This window comes from Rhodococcus sp. NPDC006774 (assembly GCF_040636045.1).
In the GTDB taxonomy this organism is placed as follows: Bacteria; Actinomycetota; Actinomycetes; order Mycobacteriales; family Mycobacteriaceae; genus Rhodococcoides.
Genome location: NZ_JBEYIW010000009.1, coordinates 1 through 14,440, shown reverse-complemented (window position 1 = coordinate 14,440; position 14,440 = coordinate 1). Strand labels below are relative to the sequence as shown.

Annotated in this window: 11 protein-coding genes; 1 reads left to right on the top strand and 10 read right to left on the bottom strand. The window is 64.7% G+C overall.

The window, feature by feature from the left end; translation table 11 throughout:
- Positions 1 to 13 precede the first annotated feature (13 nt).
- From ABZ677_RS15310 to ABZ677_RS15265, 10 genes are all read right to left on the bottom strand, one after another.
- A complete protein-coding gene (locus ABZ677_RS15310) occupies positions 14 to 2,191 on the bottom strand; it encodes a molybdopterin-dependent oxidoreductase (RefSeq protein ID WP_358370682.1) in 2,178 nt (725 codons plus the stop codon).
- A gap of 119 nt (positions 2,192 to 2,310) precedes the next feature.
- Positions 2,311 to 2,964 carry a response regulator transcription factor gene (locus tag ABZ677_RS15305; RefSeq protein WP_032405004.1) on the bottom strand — a complete coding sequence of 218 codons (654 nt, stop codon included), beginning with the start codon at positions 2,962 to 2,964 and terminating at the stop codon, positions 2,311 to 2,313.
- A gap of 23 nt (positions 2,965 to 2,987) precedes the next feature.
- Positions 2,988 to 4,343 (bottom strand): histidine kinase, encoded by a 1,356-nt coding sequence (locus ABZ677_RS15300; protein ID WP_037188455.1) that lies wholly within the window; start codon positions 4,341 to 4,343, stop codon positions 2,988 to 2,990.
- A complete protein-coding gene (locus tag ABZ677_RS15295; protein WP_256986393.1) occupies positions 4,340 to 5,527 on the bottom strand; it encodes an iron-containing alcohol dehydrogenase in 1,188 nt (395 codons plus the stop codon). The genes ABZ677_RS15300 and ABZ677_RS15295 overlap by 4 nt, the downstream gene beginning before the upstream one ends.
- 185 nt (positions 5,528 to 5,712) lie before the next feature.
- The gene (locus ABZ677_RS15290) at positions 5,713 to 7,230 is read right to left on the bottom strand and encodes a VWA domain-containing protein (RefSeq protein ID WP_358370678.1); all 1,518 of its coding nucleotides are present in this window, start codon (positions 7,228 to 7,230) and stop codon (positions 5,713 to 5,715) included.
- The gene (locus tag ABZ677_RS15285; RefSeq protein WP_037188459.1) at positions 7,227 to 8,264 is read right to left on the bottom strand and encodes a MoxR family ATPase; all 1,038 of its coding nucleotides are present in this window, start codon (positions 8,262 to 8,264) and stop codon (positions 7,227 to 7,229) included. Before ABZ677_RS15285 ends, ABZ677_RS15290 begins: the two co-directional genes overlap by 4 nt.
- 83 nt (positions 8,265 to 8,347) lie before the next feature.
- Positions 8,348 to 9,619 carry an NDMA-dependent methanol dehydrogenase gene (gene mdo / locus ABZ677_RS15280; RefSeq protein WP_032376592.1) on the bottom strand — a complete coding sequence of 424 codons (1,272 nt, stop codon included), beginning with the start codon at positions 9,617 to 9,619 and terminating at the stop codon, positions 8,348 to 8,350.
- A gap of 198 nt (positions 9,620 to 9,817) precedes the next feature.
- On the bottom strand, positions 9,818 to 11,002 hold the full coding sequence (locus ABZ677_RS15275; RefSeq protein WP_358370675.1) for an MFS transporter: 1,185 nt from the start codon (positions 11,000 to 11,002) through the stop codon (positions 9,818 to 9,820).
- A 123-nt stretch (positions 11,003 to 11,125) separates the two neighbouring features.
- A complete protein-coding gene (locus ABZ677_RS15270; RefSeq protein ID WP_358370672.1) occupies positions 11,126 to 11,902 on the bottom strand; it encodes an aspartate/glutamate racemase family protein in 777 nt (258 codons plus the stop codon).
- Positions 11,899 to 13,071 carry a cystathionine gamma-synthase gene (locus ABZ677_RS15265; RefSeq protein WP_032376589.1) on the bottom strand — a complete coding sequence of 391 codons (1,173 nt, stop codon included), beginning with the start codon at positions 13,069 to 13,071 and terminating at the stop codon, positions 11,899 to 11,901. Before ABZ677_RS15265 ends, ABZ677_RS15270 begins: the two co-directional genes overlap by 4 nt.
- Before the next feature lie 81 nt (positions 13,072 to 13,152).
- Here ABZ677_RS15265 and ABZ677_RS15260 point away from each other — a divergent pair, with 81 nt between their 5' ends.
- Positions 13,153 to 14,325: an acyl-CoA dehydrogenase family protein gene (locus ABZ677_RS15260; RefSeq protein ID WP_358370668.1), complete on the top strand. Its 1,173-nt coding sequence runs from the start codon at positions 13,153 to 13,155 to the stop codon at positions 14,323 to 14,325.
- The last annotated feature ends 115 nt before the right edge of the window (positions 14,326 to 14,440 follow it).

The window sequence follows — 14,440 nt, the reverse complement described above, 5'->3', positions numbered from 1 at the left end:
GTGGTGACGATGATCAGGCGTCGAGTGGTCGCACTTCGACGAGGGTGTCGGAGAACGTCGGGGCGTTTCCGAGGTCTGCGAACACGGTCGGGTTCAGCGAAGCCGGAGTGGACAGCGACAGCATGTTCTTGCGCCACGCGCCCATCGCACAGACCGTGACGCCCTCCATGACCGTCTTGTCCGGCTTGGCAACAACGGTGAACTCTCCACGATCGTTGAAGACCCGCACCACATCCCCCGACGCGATTCCCCGACGCTCGGCATCGACTGGGTTGATGAGCAATGTCGGCTCCTTCTGCACCTTGCGATGCATGTCCAAATTCCCGAAGCTCGAATTCAGATAGGCGTGCGACTTGGGAGTCAGCAGGTTGAGCGGATACTTCTGCGCCAGTTCGGGGTTGGTGCGCAGCGATTCGCGGGGCGCGATGTAGTGCGGCAGCGGATCGACCGGCTGGCCCGGTTGGTGATCGTTCGAGCCCTGCCGGAACAGAGGAAGAACGAAGTTGCCGCCCGCCGCTGCCGAGGACAGGAATTCCGTTTTGCCGGAAGGGGTCCTGAAATTTCCGTCGGCGTGGGGCGCGTACTCGTCGGGACCGGGCAGATTGAGTCTCTGCCAGCCGAGCCGTTTGAGCGACTCGATGGTGATGCCCTCCATCGCCGGGGCATTCCAGTCGTAGGCGAGACCGATGAGCTCTTCGTCGGTTCGGGAGAACACCGGCTCGGTGAACCCCATTGCCTTGGCCAATCGCCGGAACATCTCGGTGTTGGGGACTGCTTCACCCATCGGCTCGATCGAACGGTTGTTGTAGGTGACGAACAGGTGGCCCCACGAGAAATTGATGTCGTCCTGCTCGAGCTGAGTGGTGGCAGGCAGGATGATGTCCGCGTAATCGGCTGTGTCGGTGATGAAATGGTCGCTGACGACGGTGAACAGATCCTCGCGGCTGAGCCCGTCGATCATCCGCTTCTGATCGGGGCACACCACCACCGGATTCGAGTTGTAGACCATCAGGCCCTTGAGTGGCGTATCCAGATTCAGCCCGCCGGTCAGTGCTTCGCCGAGCTGGTACAGATTGATCACGCGAGTACCCGGAGTCTGCAGATCCGTCTGCAGGAATTCGGGCCAGTTGACCGGGAATGCCCACAGGGGTAGTTGGAGAATTCCTCCACCGGGCTTGCGCCACGCCCCCACCAACGAGGGGAGACACGAAATGGCCCGAACGCTCTGTCCACCACCGGCACTGCGCTCGATCGCGACGCCGATACGAATCACGGACGGCTGACTCTGCGCGTATTCCCTTGCCAACGTGTAGATGTCCTCGACGGCAATGCCCGTCTCCTCCGATGCCCACTGCGGGGTGTATTGCTGTACGCGCTCGGCCAACTCGTCGAAGCCGATGGTGTGCTGCTCGATGTAGTCGGCGTCCGTCAGTCCCTCGTCGATGATCACGTGCATCATCGCCAGTGCGAGTGCGCCGTCGGTGCCGGGCCGGATGGGGATGTACCAACTTGCAGCCTTCGCGGTTCTGGTCTTGACCGGATCGATCACCACGACCTTGGCACCGCGCTTCTTCGCCTCGGCCACATACGGCCAGAGGTGCAGATTGGTGCTCATGATGTTCGACGCCCAGATCAGGATGAACTTGGAATGGACGAAGCTTTCGGGGTCGACGCCCGCCGTGTCGCCGACCGTCATCGCGTAGGCAGTGCACGAGCCGGCGTCGCAGTAGGTGCGCTCGGCGACCGTCGCGCCGAGGCGGTTGAAGAATGCGTCCCCGACGTTGAGCCCCTGCGTGATCCCCTGGGTGCCGAGGTAGTTGCACGGCATGATCGCTTCCGGACCGAATTCCTCGGCGATGGCGGTGAACTTCTCCGCGATGGTGGCCACGGCCTCGTCCCACGAGATTCGCTCGAAGCGGCCGGAGCCTTTGGGTCCGGACCGTTTGAGCGGGTACAGAACTCGATCGGGGCTGTAGACCTTGTCCAGGTAATTGTCCACCTTCACGCACAGCCCACCGTTGGTGTACGGGTTGGTTTTGCTACCGCTGACGCTGGTCGCCACACCGTCCGCGACGGTGACCACCATCGAGCAGGAGTCCGGACAGTCCTGGCCGCAGGCCCCGAGAACGGTGAGCTCCGTGGGGCGATCCGTGGGAGCGTCGTCTGGGCGTGTGTCTTCCTGAACGGTCATGGGTGCTCCTCGGCATGGATATCACTGGTGTGTGTTATCCGAAGCCTGCACCTCCCGAACGCGCCGAACAGGACGCGGAGCGCCGTCTACTTTGCGCTCGGTGCCTCATCGGTCGTCGCTCAGATCAAACCCTGCTTGCTCGCCGCGTACACGGCCTCGGCTCGTCTCGACACCGCGAGCTTGCGCATGATGTTGCTGACGTGAAATTTGACGGTTGTCGCCGAGATGAAGAGTCTGGTTCCGATCATGTTGTTGGACAATCCCGTTGCCAGGAGACGAAGCACTTCGAGTTCACGCTCGGTCAGGCGCTCGATACTGCTCGGCGTGCCGTTGAGAGAACGAACGACGGCCGAGGCGCTCCGCGAGTCGAAGGCGCTCTCACCTCGCGAGACGGCGCGGATCGCGCGAACCAACTCGGTGGTGTCGACGTCCTTGACCACGTAGCCCCGCGCTCCCGCGTGCACGGCCTCCACCACGAGTCGGTCGTCGAGGAAGGTCGTGAGCACCAGCAATCCGATCCCGTTGTGCGCCTTGGCCAGTTGTGCGCACAGAGCCAAGCCCTCGTAATCCGAGCTGGCCGAGAGCTTGAGGTCCATCAGCACGATGTCGGGCTCCACCCGCGCGACGACGGCCAAGCCCTCCTCCCGCGTCGACGCCTCCCCCACGATCGTCAGGTCGGACTCACGTTCGAGCACCGACCGTAACCCGTCGCGCAGAATCGCATGATCGTCGACCAGCACGATGCGGACCGTGGGTGCGGCCACCTGCCCCATGCCCGTACGTACCGTCGGAACGCTCACTGTTCTCGGCCCTTCTCGGATTGTCTCTGGAACGGAATGCGTGCTGCCACACGCACTCCCCCGGTACGGGCACGTCTGATCTCGAAGACACCACCGTGTTCACGGGTACGGGCCGCCATGTTCGCCAATCCCCGATGCCGACCGTCGACGTCGGTGGACTCGGACAGATGCAGCATCATCCGCAGATGGGCCGGATCGCCGTCACCGTCGTCGGCTATCGACAACTGCACCTGATCGGACGAGTAGGTCAGTCTGAGAATCGCTCGCGACGCATGCGCGTGCACCGCAGTGTTGAACAGTGCCTCACCGGCGATGCGCAGAAGGGCGTGCTCGCATTCGCTGCTGAGCTCGACCGGAGTTCCCTCCACCCGCAACGACACCTGCAACTCGTCCGGCATGTGAACCACCGAGAGCTGCTCGAGCATCTCGGGCAGCGACGTCCGATCGGCGTCCTGAGGGTGATTGAGTGCGTAGATCGCCGACCGCAGCTGTTCGACGGCTCGACGCGTCAGATCCTTGGCCAGATCCAACCTGTCCCCACGCTCCTCGGCCGAGATGTCGCTGCGACACACTTCGATCTGCATACCCGCCGACAACACGGCCTGGGTAACGCTGTCGTGCAGTTCGCGAGCGATGCGGTGCCGTTCGTCGTCGAGGACCTGATGCCGATGTGCGGCACCCAGTTGCCGCTGCGTCAGCAACAGTTCGGCATTGCGGGCTGCGAGATCGGCCGCTGTGCGGTTCGCCTGGGCGTATGCGTTCTCGGTGCGCTCGAGCAACTGCCGCCGACTCTGAAAGAGCGCCGAATTCTGCAGAGCCACAGCCGTTTGACTGGCGAGGATGCTCAACACCGCGGCGTCGGTGGCGTCGAGCACCCGCTGCTCTCCTGTCCAGGCGGCGAACGCGCCCACGACACCGCCGTCGAACGCGATCGGCACGAACGCGTGATGAGCAGAGATCACCGGGGTCTGCCCGTCGCCGCACGTCGACTTTCGAATCGACTCGAGGCAGTCGACGACATCGTCCGGCAACGGTGGCCCCTCCACGTTGTCGACCAGAAACGGTGTGGCGTCGGGTCCGAGCACCAGGCGGCGAGGACCGGCGTCCGGGAGAGCGCCGTCGGCGAGAGCGAACACGACCCAGCGGGCACTCAGATGGGCGCGGGCGGCCTCGGCCACAGCGCACACCAGCGTTTCCGGACCGTCGACCGTGCGCACCAGCGCCCGCGAAATCAGTTCCAGCGCATAGACGACACGCTCCAGACGTTCTGCCGCGCCGCGATACTGGGGGTAGAACGTGTTCTTACCCGAGCGCAGTCCCGTCAGCAGCGACAGGTCGGGCCCGGATGTCACAGCGCACTCCTGAACAGATCGACCATTTCGCGGTGCGTGGCCGAGCGCGGATTGGTGGACATACAGGCGTCCCGTAATGCGTTGGTCGCCAACACATCCAAGTCGGTCTCGCTGACACCGATCTGCGCAAGACCGGTAGGGACACCGACCTGACGTGCAAGGCGATCGACCCGGTCCGCGACGGCCATGGCGGCCTCCTCCGGCCTTGCCCTACCCTCGGGTAGTCCGAGGCTCGTCGCGATGGCGACGTACGGTAACGGATCCTCTGCGGCGTTGAAGCGGATGACGTGTGGCAGCAGTACCCCGTTGATCACCCCGTGCGGCAGGTCGAGCAGGCCACCCACCTGATGGCTCATGGCGTGCGTGGCACCGAGGATCGCGTTGGTGAACGCCAGACCTGCTTCCAGACTTGCCTGCGCCATCGATCCGCGGGCAACCATGTCGGTAGGTTCGTCGATGGTGCGGGCCAGTTGCGACATCACCATGGTGATGGCTCGAAGCGCGTGATGGTCGGTGAGCTGGTTGTGACCGAGGGAGACGAATGCCTCGATCCCGTGCGTGAGGGCATCCAAACCGGTTGCGGCGTTGAGCCATTCGGGCATCGTGGTCAGCAACATCGGATCGATCACGGTGATGTCCGGAACGAGGGCACGGCCGAGAATGGTGATCTTGGTCGAGCGTGCCGTATCGGTGACGATGCAGAACTGAGAGACGTCGGCCCCGGTGCCGGAGGTCGTCGGCACCATCACCAGAGGCGGAATCGGCCGCGTGGCCTGATCGACGCCCTCGTAGTCGAGAATTCTGCCACCGTTTCCGGCGAGGATGGCAATCCCCTTGGCCGCATCCATGACCGATCCTCCGCCGATCGCCACCAGCACATCGCAGCCGTAGTCGGCGTAGTAGCCATGCCCGGCCTCGATCTCGAAGTCCTTGGGGTTGGGTGTCAACGCACTCCAGACCTGGGGTTCGAGGCCCTGCGCAACCAGCAGGTCGACCAACTGTCCCGCCCAGCCACTGTCGAGCAACCCCGAGTCGGTGACGAGCATCGGCCGTACCCCACCGAGACGACGTGTCGCGTGCGCGACCTCCCCCAGAGAATCCGGACCGAACACGATCTCGGGTGCATGGAACTTGAGAACTCGAGGTGCCTCGGTCCGGCTGCGCTGGGCATCGAGGTCGTGCAGCGCCTTGCCGACGTCCGCAGTAGCTGCCTGGTCCACCGTTCTCACCCTCGCTGTCCTTCGGTCCGAAAATATCCGGACCTGTGATTCAGGTTACAACCTTACGGGCGTGGCCGGTTCGATCCCACCAGCGCCCGGCCAGGTTGGGACCTACCCGATCGGGTAGGTCCACGGTGCACTCGGTCAGGTCACGACAGCGCATGCCCCAGTTCGGCTGCCTGCGCAGTCAGCTGTTCCCCGTCCCTCGCAACCACGACCCGGTCGCAGATCTGCTCGTACTCCTCCATCGAGCACGCTGCCTGCGCCCAGTAGCGACGAGCTTCGGGGGTGATCCACGCGATCCGATGGACCTTGGACCGAATTTTCTCCAACGCTTCGAGTCCGGACGGGCGTCCGTTGCACCGGCCGTCCCCCACGACGATCACGGCCGTCCGCTTGTCCAGCACGTCCCCGTGCGAGTCCAACAGGTCCGCAAAGGTTCTGCCGTAATCGCTGCTCGCTTCCAGGTCCAGTCGCGCATCGGCGAGCACGGCAGCGAGTGCGCCGTCGCCGGTGCTGCCGAGCAGGGTGGTCGTCACGTCCACCGGTGCGTCGACGAACCCCATCACCGTGCATCGGTGTGCGCGCGCATGCATGGCTTGCGCGAGCCTCAACGTGAACGCGGTGATGGGCCGAACCGACAACGACACGTCCGCCAACACCAGCAGTCGAACCCTGCCGGGTACAGGAGTTTTCGTCACCAGACGGAAGGGGATGCCGTCGGTACGCAGACTGGACCGGACTGTGCGCCGCATGTCGAGCGGGCCGCGTGAATGTTCGCGCGGCCGAGGGCGAGGAGTGCCCCGCATGTGTTTGAGCACTTCGTGACTCGCGCGCTCGATCTCGGCGTGCCGGCCGATCGCCTGCGCGGCACCGTCGTCCGGCGCCGGTGACGACATCGTCCCGGTCAGATCCCCCAGCGCTGCGACGAAGGCTTCGACGGCATCGGTGATGCGGTCGAGCATCGCTGCACTCAGCGGACCGTAATCATCCCCGTCGCCGTAGACGCCACTCGGATCGTAGGCATCGAACCACGCCAGGATGCTCGCCGGATCTTCCCAGTTCAGCTGTCCCGCAACCGCTCCACTGGTGCTCGACGCCAACTCCCCTGCCGCCGTGGATCCGGACCGCTCTAGGTCGACGGTGTAGGTGACGCCCCGCCGTCCCATGTCGCCGTCGGTGTCGATCGACAGATCGTGATCCTCGGACGAGAGGCTGATGTCGTCGTCGTCCTTGTGGGGGTTGAAGCCCTTGTCCGCTTCCGGGGCATCGAGCAGATCCCCGATCTCGACGGCACGCTCGTTGTACTCGGCGTACTTGGCGGCCTCCTGATCCGCTCCCACGTCCAGGTCCGTCGGAAGTCCGCCCGCGACCTGCGCACCCACGGACGAACGATGCTCGTCCACAGCACTGTCGATGGGGGCCTCGAACATCGACTCGAAGGCGAGATCGAAACCGTGCTGTTCGTGGTCGTACTTGGCACACGTCGCGCGCAGTGCGGCACGCAGAATCGTGAGGTCACGGCCCCCGAGGAGACCGAGGACGCGTCGTACCTCGATGACCTCGGCCGGCGACGCCGCCACTCCGAAGCGCCTGAGCGTCCGGCCGAAGACTGCTGCCAACACATCGAGTACTACCGACGGCGTGAACGGCTGTACAGCAGTCATCGTCGTATTCCGATGCCGCCCTTGTCGCGTCCACCGTGCCCTCGGAAAGCCGTCGCGGTCGTGTTGACGACCGTGCCGAGTGACGTTGCTGCAGAGGATGTTTCTGCTACCGGTCCGGCCAGCGCGATCTTCATGTCCGAGGAGTACTTGACCAGCGCGGCGAGCAGATACTTGCGGGTGTCGTCGGTGTGTCCGAGGACCGACGCGATGCGGGCCGCGTCGATCACCTCCGAGATGGACGGGCTCTTGCGGAGCGGTAGCTCTCGCAATTCTGTTGCCAGTGCCACGATCTCGGCCACGATGTGTGCGGGCACCTCGGGAGCGCGAGCGGTGACGATCTCACGTTCGCGCGAGGCCGTCGGGTAGTCGAGGTGAAAGTGCAGGCAGCGACGCTTGAGCGCCGAGGACAGCTCGCGAGTGTCGTTGGAGGTCAATATCACCCACGGATCGCTGCGCGCGGTGAACGTACCCACCTCGGGGATGGTCACCTGCTTCTCCGCCAGAACCTCGAGCAGCAACGCCTCCATGGACTCCTCGGTGCGATCGACCTCGTCGACCAGAAGCACCACCGGCTCCTCCGAAAGCACCGACTCCAGCAGGGGGCGTACGGCGAGGAACGGCTCGGAGTAGAGACCGAAGTCTTTGGCGGCGAGCATCTTCGAGGCGTCGTCGATATCGGTGACATGCTGGGTGAGCGCACCGATGTGCTCGCGCAGCATCTGCACGTGCAGCAGTTGCTTGGCGTAGTCCCACTCGTAGAGGGCCCGGTTGTCGTCGAGGCCCTCGTAGCACTGCAGCCGAACCAGCTTGCGTCCGCTCGCCGCGGCGAGGGACTTGGCCAGCTCGGTCTTGCCCACGCCCGCAGGGCCTTCGAGCAGGAGCGGGCGATCGAGTGCTGTCGCCAGATGCACCACGGTGGCGAGGTCGTCGTCGGCGATGTAGTCCTGCTCGCCGAGCGCGCGCTGCAGATGAGCCGCGTCGGTGAATCGAACGGTGCCGGTGTCGTCGCTACGCACTGTCGACAGCGAGGTCATGTGTGTCCCTTCGGAAGGCGGCTGCGCCGCATGTGAGCGGAACCTCGTACCCTGCTACGAAGTTCCGCTCACATGGGTGGCGGTTAGTACGACTCGTTGATCGCGTGAGAAACGACGGGAATCATCGACTCGACGGTGACCTCACGGGGGTTGCCCGGGGTGCACCAGTCCTCCTGGATGTGCTCGGAGATCTTCAGAACCGACTTCTCGTCGCCCTTGATGACGTCGCCCTTACCCGCGTACTTTCCGGTGTTCATCCGGTTCTTGTCGTACGTCGCGGAACGGATCGATCCGAAGTTGTCGGGAATGCCGACGTCCTTGGCGAGCCTGATGGCGGCTTCCACGGCAGCATCGGCTGCCTGCACGGTGGTCATGTTCTTCGTGTCGACGCCCATGGCCACAGCGATTTCGGCATAGCGCTCGTAGCGCGAGGGCAGGTTGTACTCCCACACGCGCGGCAATGCGATGGCGTTGTTCAGGCCGTGGGCGCTGTCGTAGAACGCGCTGATCGCGTGCGAGATCGAGTGGATGACACCGAGTCCGCCGGAGTTGAACGCCTGTGTCGCGATGTACTGAGCGTTCATCATGCCCTCACGGGCCTTCAGGTTGCCCGGGTCGTACACGGCCTCGCGGAGGTGCTTGGACACCAGACCGATCGAGTAGATCGCGTTACCCAGCGACGGCGCGAAATCCAGACGCGAGACGTACGGCTCGGCACCGTGTGCAAGGACGTCGAAGCCACAGAACGCGGTCCACTGCTGGGGGCAGGTGTAGTACAGCAGCGGATCGTCCAAAGCCAGAGTCGGTGTCGACGCCTCGTCGAAGGCCAGCCACTTGTGCGGCTTCTCCATGTCCGAGGTATCGGTGATGACGTAGGCCCAGGACGTCTCCGACCCTGTTCCGGCAGTGGTGGATACCGCGATGTGCGGCGGGTTCTGCTTGTTCGTGGACTTGGAGAAGCCCTCGAACTCGTTGATGTTGCGGCCGTCGTGGGCGACGACGACGCGGATGCCCTTGGCTGCGTCGTGGCTCGAGCCACCACCGACGGAGATGACGCTGTCGCACTTCTCCTTCTGGTAGAGCGCGGCACCGTCCATGACGTTGTAGTCCTTGGGGTTGGACTCGACCTTGTCGTAGAGGACCACCTCGACGCCCTGGTACTCGATCTTGCCGATCAGTTCCTCGATGATTCCGGAACCGCGCAGTCCGGTGGTGACGAGCAGAGAGCGCTTGAACCCGAGTTCCTTGGCCTCGACACCGATCATGTCGTGGGCGCCGACTCCCAGCTTGGCGCGCGGCAGCGGGTGAAACTCCTTGATGGGGAATTCCCAGATCTGGTTGAGCTCGATGACCATCGGTGTCTCCTCGGTGAGTGTGAGTGACAAGACGCCTTCTTTTGTGATCGGCGTCTCACTGGTGAACACACTCCACTGCCCTGCACCGCGTGGGAACACCTCGAGGCGGGAACCCTGCCAACGACCCGACCGAACTACCCGATCGGGTAGGAGTACTCGCTCACCCTCGGCAGAGGAAGACTCACGGACTCTGGCGCACTACCGATCTCGCCGCTGCGCCAGCGAGAATCCGAGAACCGAGATCAGCGCGAGCGTGATGACGAATCCTCCGTACAGTTCCACCGTCGTGCTGAGCCCCAGTCGGTGTACGGCCAGTCCTGCGACCACGGCGGGCACGCTGAAGGCGAGGTAGCTGATGACGAATGTCGTGGCGAAGACCCCGCCTCGCTCCGCGGCGGGGACCAGGGCACCGAGCGTACGCATCGCGCCGAGAAATGTTGCTCCCCAACCCGACCCGGCGATGACAGCACCGACGAAGTACAGCCCGATCGAGCCGATCTGGACCGAAACCAAGGTCAGCGCCACACCGATTGCGAGCACAGACGCACCGATCATCATCACCCGGCGAGGAAATCCGTTGCGCACCACGGCAGCTGCTATCGAACCGGAACCGAACAGTGCGAAGATCTCCAACCCGCCCACGATGTGGTTGTCGATACCGAAGACGGTGCCGATGATCGACGGCCCCAGCGAGAGATGGAACCCGCCGAGGGACCAGGTGGCGAACAGCGCGGGAGCGATGACGACGAAGGGTGCCCGGACCGATTTCGGCATCGATGCCCTCGGCAGCAGCGTCGACGCGAGATGACGCCGGGAATCGAAGCCGCGCAACGCCGAGGTCTCGGGCACGAACAGCAGTGCCACCGTGAGAACCGACGCCGCGCCGATCAACAGGGCGAACACGAGGATCTCCGGTGCCGGTGCCAACTGCACCAGCAACCCGGCACCGAGCGCCCCGGCCGCCAGGCCGAACGATGGGGCCACACTGCTGAGCAACGGCCCGGTGGAGACGTTGGGCTGCAGATCGATGATGGCCGCACTCATCGCACCCGTAGCCGCACCGGCAGCAATCCCCTGCACGACGCGCGCCGCGATGAGAAGCGGCACGCTGTCGGCGACGATGAACAACACCAGGCCGACGATCAGCAGCAACAGCGACGCGATCAGAATCGGTTTACGCCCGATGTGGTCCGACAAACTACCGACGGTGAGCAACGTGAGCAGCAGAGCAAGGGCGTACACGGCGAAGATGACCGTGAGCGTGATCGCGCTGAATCCCCAGGACTGCTGGTAGACCGGGTACAACGGTGACGGTGCTGCCGAGGACGCCATCAGCACGATGAAGGCGGTACCGACCACCCAGAAGGCGTATCGGTGCGGCATCCTCACCGCAGTCCTTCCTGCACTACCCCGCACGTCCACGTCGACCATGTGTTGTCCCTCCACCGCAGCGACCGTTACCTCAGTGAAGGACAACGCGTCGGAAAGTCTCGCATTCCCGACGACTCAGAGTCGGTGTGCTCCCAGACCGTCGAGCAGCAGCTGTCCTTCGCGGTACCGCTGCGCGCTCGCGGGCAAACCGCCCTCGATTCCGCTCAACCACACCGATACACGTCCGGTTCCCGAACCGCTGGAACCTACTTCGTCGACGCGTCGCACCGTCTGGTTGGCCACTGCCTCTGCGCTGTCGAACATCGTGATGCCGCTCGGCAGCTGCGAGACGATCTCGGCCGACACCAGCGGGTAGTGCGTGCACCCCAGCACGATCGAGTCGACGTCCGTGGGCGTGGCTGCCACGGCCGCGGCGATGGCCGCACCGATCCCGCGAACATCACCGCGATCGATCGAATCCGCCAGACCGTGGCACGCCACACTCGTCACCGTTCGGTGCGAGGCGAACTGCTCGATCAGACGCCCCTGATAGGCGCTGGCGGTCGTGGCCGCCGTCGCCCAGATCGCGATCCGATCACTCACCGCTGCAGCGGGTTTGATCGCCGGGACGGTACCCACCACCGGAATCGTGTCACCGAGCGCGGCCCGGACATGGCTCAGCGCCGTCACACTGGCGGTGTTGCACGGAAGCACAACCACCTCGGCACCGAGTTCGACTGCATGCTGCGCTGTGCCGACCACCCGGTCGACGACCCAACCGTCCGGCTTGGGTCCCCACGGAGCGTTGTCGGGGTCCATCATCAGCACCAGATCGAGCTCGGGGCGCGCTTGTCGTAGCCGCGCAGCCGTCGGAAGCATCCCCAGGCCCGAGTCGATCAGTGCGACGATCATGCCAGCGCTTGCTCGACGTCACCGACCAGATCGGCACCGTCCTCGATGCCGACCGACAGCCGCACCAGATCGTCGGGCACCTCGAGCAACGAACCGGCCGTCGACGCATGGGTCATCGCGCCGGGGTGTTCGATCAACGATTCGACGCCGCCCAAGGATTCGGCGAGAGTGAAGATTTCGGTCTTCGCGCAGAAGTCGAGTGCGGCCTGCTTGCCACCGGCCAGACGCACCGAGACCATTCCGCCGAAGCGTCGCATCTGCTTCGCGGCGACCGCGTGGGACGGGTGGGATTCGAGCCCGGGGTAGATGACCTGCGAGATGGCCGGATGGCCGTCGAGGAATTCGACGATCTTCTCGGCGTTGTCGCTGTGTCGCTCCATCCGCAACGCGAGAGTCTTGATGCCGCGCAAGGTCAGGAATGCGTCGAACGGTCCGGGAACGCCGCCCGCGCCGTTCTGCAGGAACGCGAACGCCGTATCGAGTTCTTCGCTGTCGGTGACCAGTGCGCCGCCCACCACATCGGAGTGTCCGCCGATGTACTTGGTGGTCGAGTGCAGCACCACGTCGGCACCGAGGCTCAGCGGCTGCTGCAGATACGGAGAGGCGAAGGTGTTGTCGACGACGAGCTTGGCCCCGCCCTCGTGCGCGACGCCCGAGAGAGCCTCGATGTCACCGACGTTGAGCAGCGGGTTGGTGGGCGTCTCGACCCAGACGAGCTTGGTGTTCGGACGCATCGCCGCACGGACCTCGTCGACGTCCGACACTGCGGCAACCGAGTACTCGATGCCCCACTGCGTGAAGACCTTGTCGATCAATCGGTACGTGCCGCCGTAGGCGTCGTTGGGGATGACGAGGTGGTCACCGGGACGCAGCGCCGAGCGCAGCAGGCAGTCCGTGGCCGCCATGCCCGAGGAGAACGCGCGCCCGTAGGTGCCGGACTCGATGGCCGCGAGATTGGCTTCGAGCGGCCGACGCGTCGGGTTGCCGGTACGTGCGTACTCGAATCCGCTGCGCATCCCGCCCACGCCGTCCTGGGCGAAGGTGGAGCTGGCATAGATCGGCACGTTCACCGCGCCGGTCAGCGGATCCGGCTCGTAGCCGGCGTGAACCGCCTTGGTGGAAAAGCCCTGCCAGGAGGTGTTGTCTGCCTTGCTGCGCTGCTCACTCATGTCCTCCACCCTAATCGGCCTGCGTCGCCCGGCGGGGTCGTGGGTAACCTGCGAAGACAACCCCCAGCGGAAAGAGGCACCGTGGCCAACTCCCAGAGCGTCGACGAACTGTTCGCGATCGATTCACTCCTCGACGACGAGGAGCGGCAGATCCGGGACACCGTCCGCAAGTTCGGTAACGAGCGCATCCGGCCGCACATCGCCGACTGGTTCGACGAAGGCACGGTTCCGGTGCGCGAACTGGCCAAGGAGCTGGGCTCGCTCGGCCTGCTCGGCATGCACCTGGAGGGCTACGGCTGCGCCGGAACCTCGGCGACGGCGTACGGCCTGGCCTGCCTCGAGCTCGAAGCGATCGACTCCGGTATCCGTTCGCTGGTCTCGGTGCAGGGGTCGCTGGCGATGTTCGCCATCTGGAAGTACGGCTCCGAGGAGCAGAAGCAGCAGTGGCTTCCGGGGATGGCCGAGGGATCGCTGATCGGCTGTTTCGGGCTCACCGAGGCCGATTACGGATCGAACCCCGGCGGCATGCTCACCCGCGCCAAGCGCGACGGTGACGACTGGATCCTCAACGGCAGCAAGATGTGGATCACCAACGGACCCGTCGCCGACGTCGCCGTGGTGTGGGCACAGACCGACGACAAGATCCGCGGATTCGTCGTCCCCACCGACACACCGGGATTCACCGCCAACACGGTCAAGAAGAAGCTGTCGCTGCGTGCGTCGATCACCGGCGAGTTGGTGTTCGACGACGTCCGACTCCCCGCAGACGCGATGCTGCCCGAGGCCCGCGGTCTGCGCGGACCCCTGAGTTGCCTCAACGAGGCGCGCTTCGGCATCGTCTTCGGCGCGATGGGCGCGGCGCGGGACTGCATCGAATCGGCCGTCGAGTACTCCAAGACCCGCGCGGTGTTCGACAAGCCACTCGCCGGCTACCAGCTCACCCAGGCCAAGCTCGCCAACATGGCTCTCGAACTCGGCAAGGGCCAACTGCTCGCTCTGCATCTGGGTCGACTCAAGGACAAGGGCGAACTGCCGGGCGAGCGAGTGTCACTCGGCAAGCTCAACAACGTCCGCGAGGCCATCAAGATCGCACGTGAATGCCGAACGATTCTGGCCGCCAACGGAATCACGCTGGAATACCCGGTGCTCCGTCACGCCAACAACCTCGAATCCGTCCTCACCTACGAGGGCACGTCCGAGGTCCATCAACTGGTGATCGGGCAGGCGCTGACCGGCACCAGCGCGGTGCGCTGACGCGCAGTGGTGTGGTCGAGTGCCCTCAGGGGCCGTCGAGGTCGATACGAGTTACTACGTCGGCAACGCACCGGGGTGGATCCGGCTCAGCGCCATCGATTCTCGTCGTCGGCAC

Bases quoted from the DNA above. Each gene is read 5' to 3' on its own strand.
- ABZ677_RS15290 (WP_358370678.1), bottom strand. From the start codon at position 7,230: ATGACTGCTGTACAGCCGTTCACGCCGTCGGTAGTACTCGATGTGTTG.
- ABZ677_RS15270 (WP_358370672.1), bottom strand. From the start codon at position 11,902: ATGATCGTCGCACTGATCGACTCGGGCCTGGGGATGCTTCCGACGGCT.
- ABZ677_RS15265 (WP_032376589.1), bottom strand. From the start codon at position 13,071: ATGAGTGAGCAGCGCAGCAAGGCAGACAACACCTCCTGGCAGGGCTTT.
- mdo (WP_032376592.1), bottom strand. From the start codon at position 9,619: ATGGTCATCGAGCTCAACCAGATCTGGGAATTCCCCATCAAGGAGTTT.
- ABZ677_RS15275 (WP_358370675.1), bottom strand. From the start codon at position 11,002: ATGCCGCACCGATACGCCTTCTGGGTGGTCGGTACCGCCTTCATCGTG.
- ABZ677_RS15305 (WP_032405004.1), bottom strand. From the start codon at position 2,964: ATGGGGCAGGTGGCCGCACCCACGGTCCGCATCGTGCTGGTCGACGAT.
- ABZ677_RS15285 (WP_037188459.1), bottom strand. From the start codon at position 8,264: ATGACCTCGCTGTCGACAGTGCGTAGCGACGACACCGGCACCGTTCGA.
- ABZ677_RS15310 (WP_358370682.1), bottom strand. From the start codon at position 2,191: ATGACCGTTCAGGAAGACACACGCCCAGACGACGCTCCCACGGATCGC.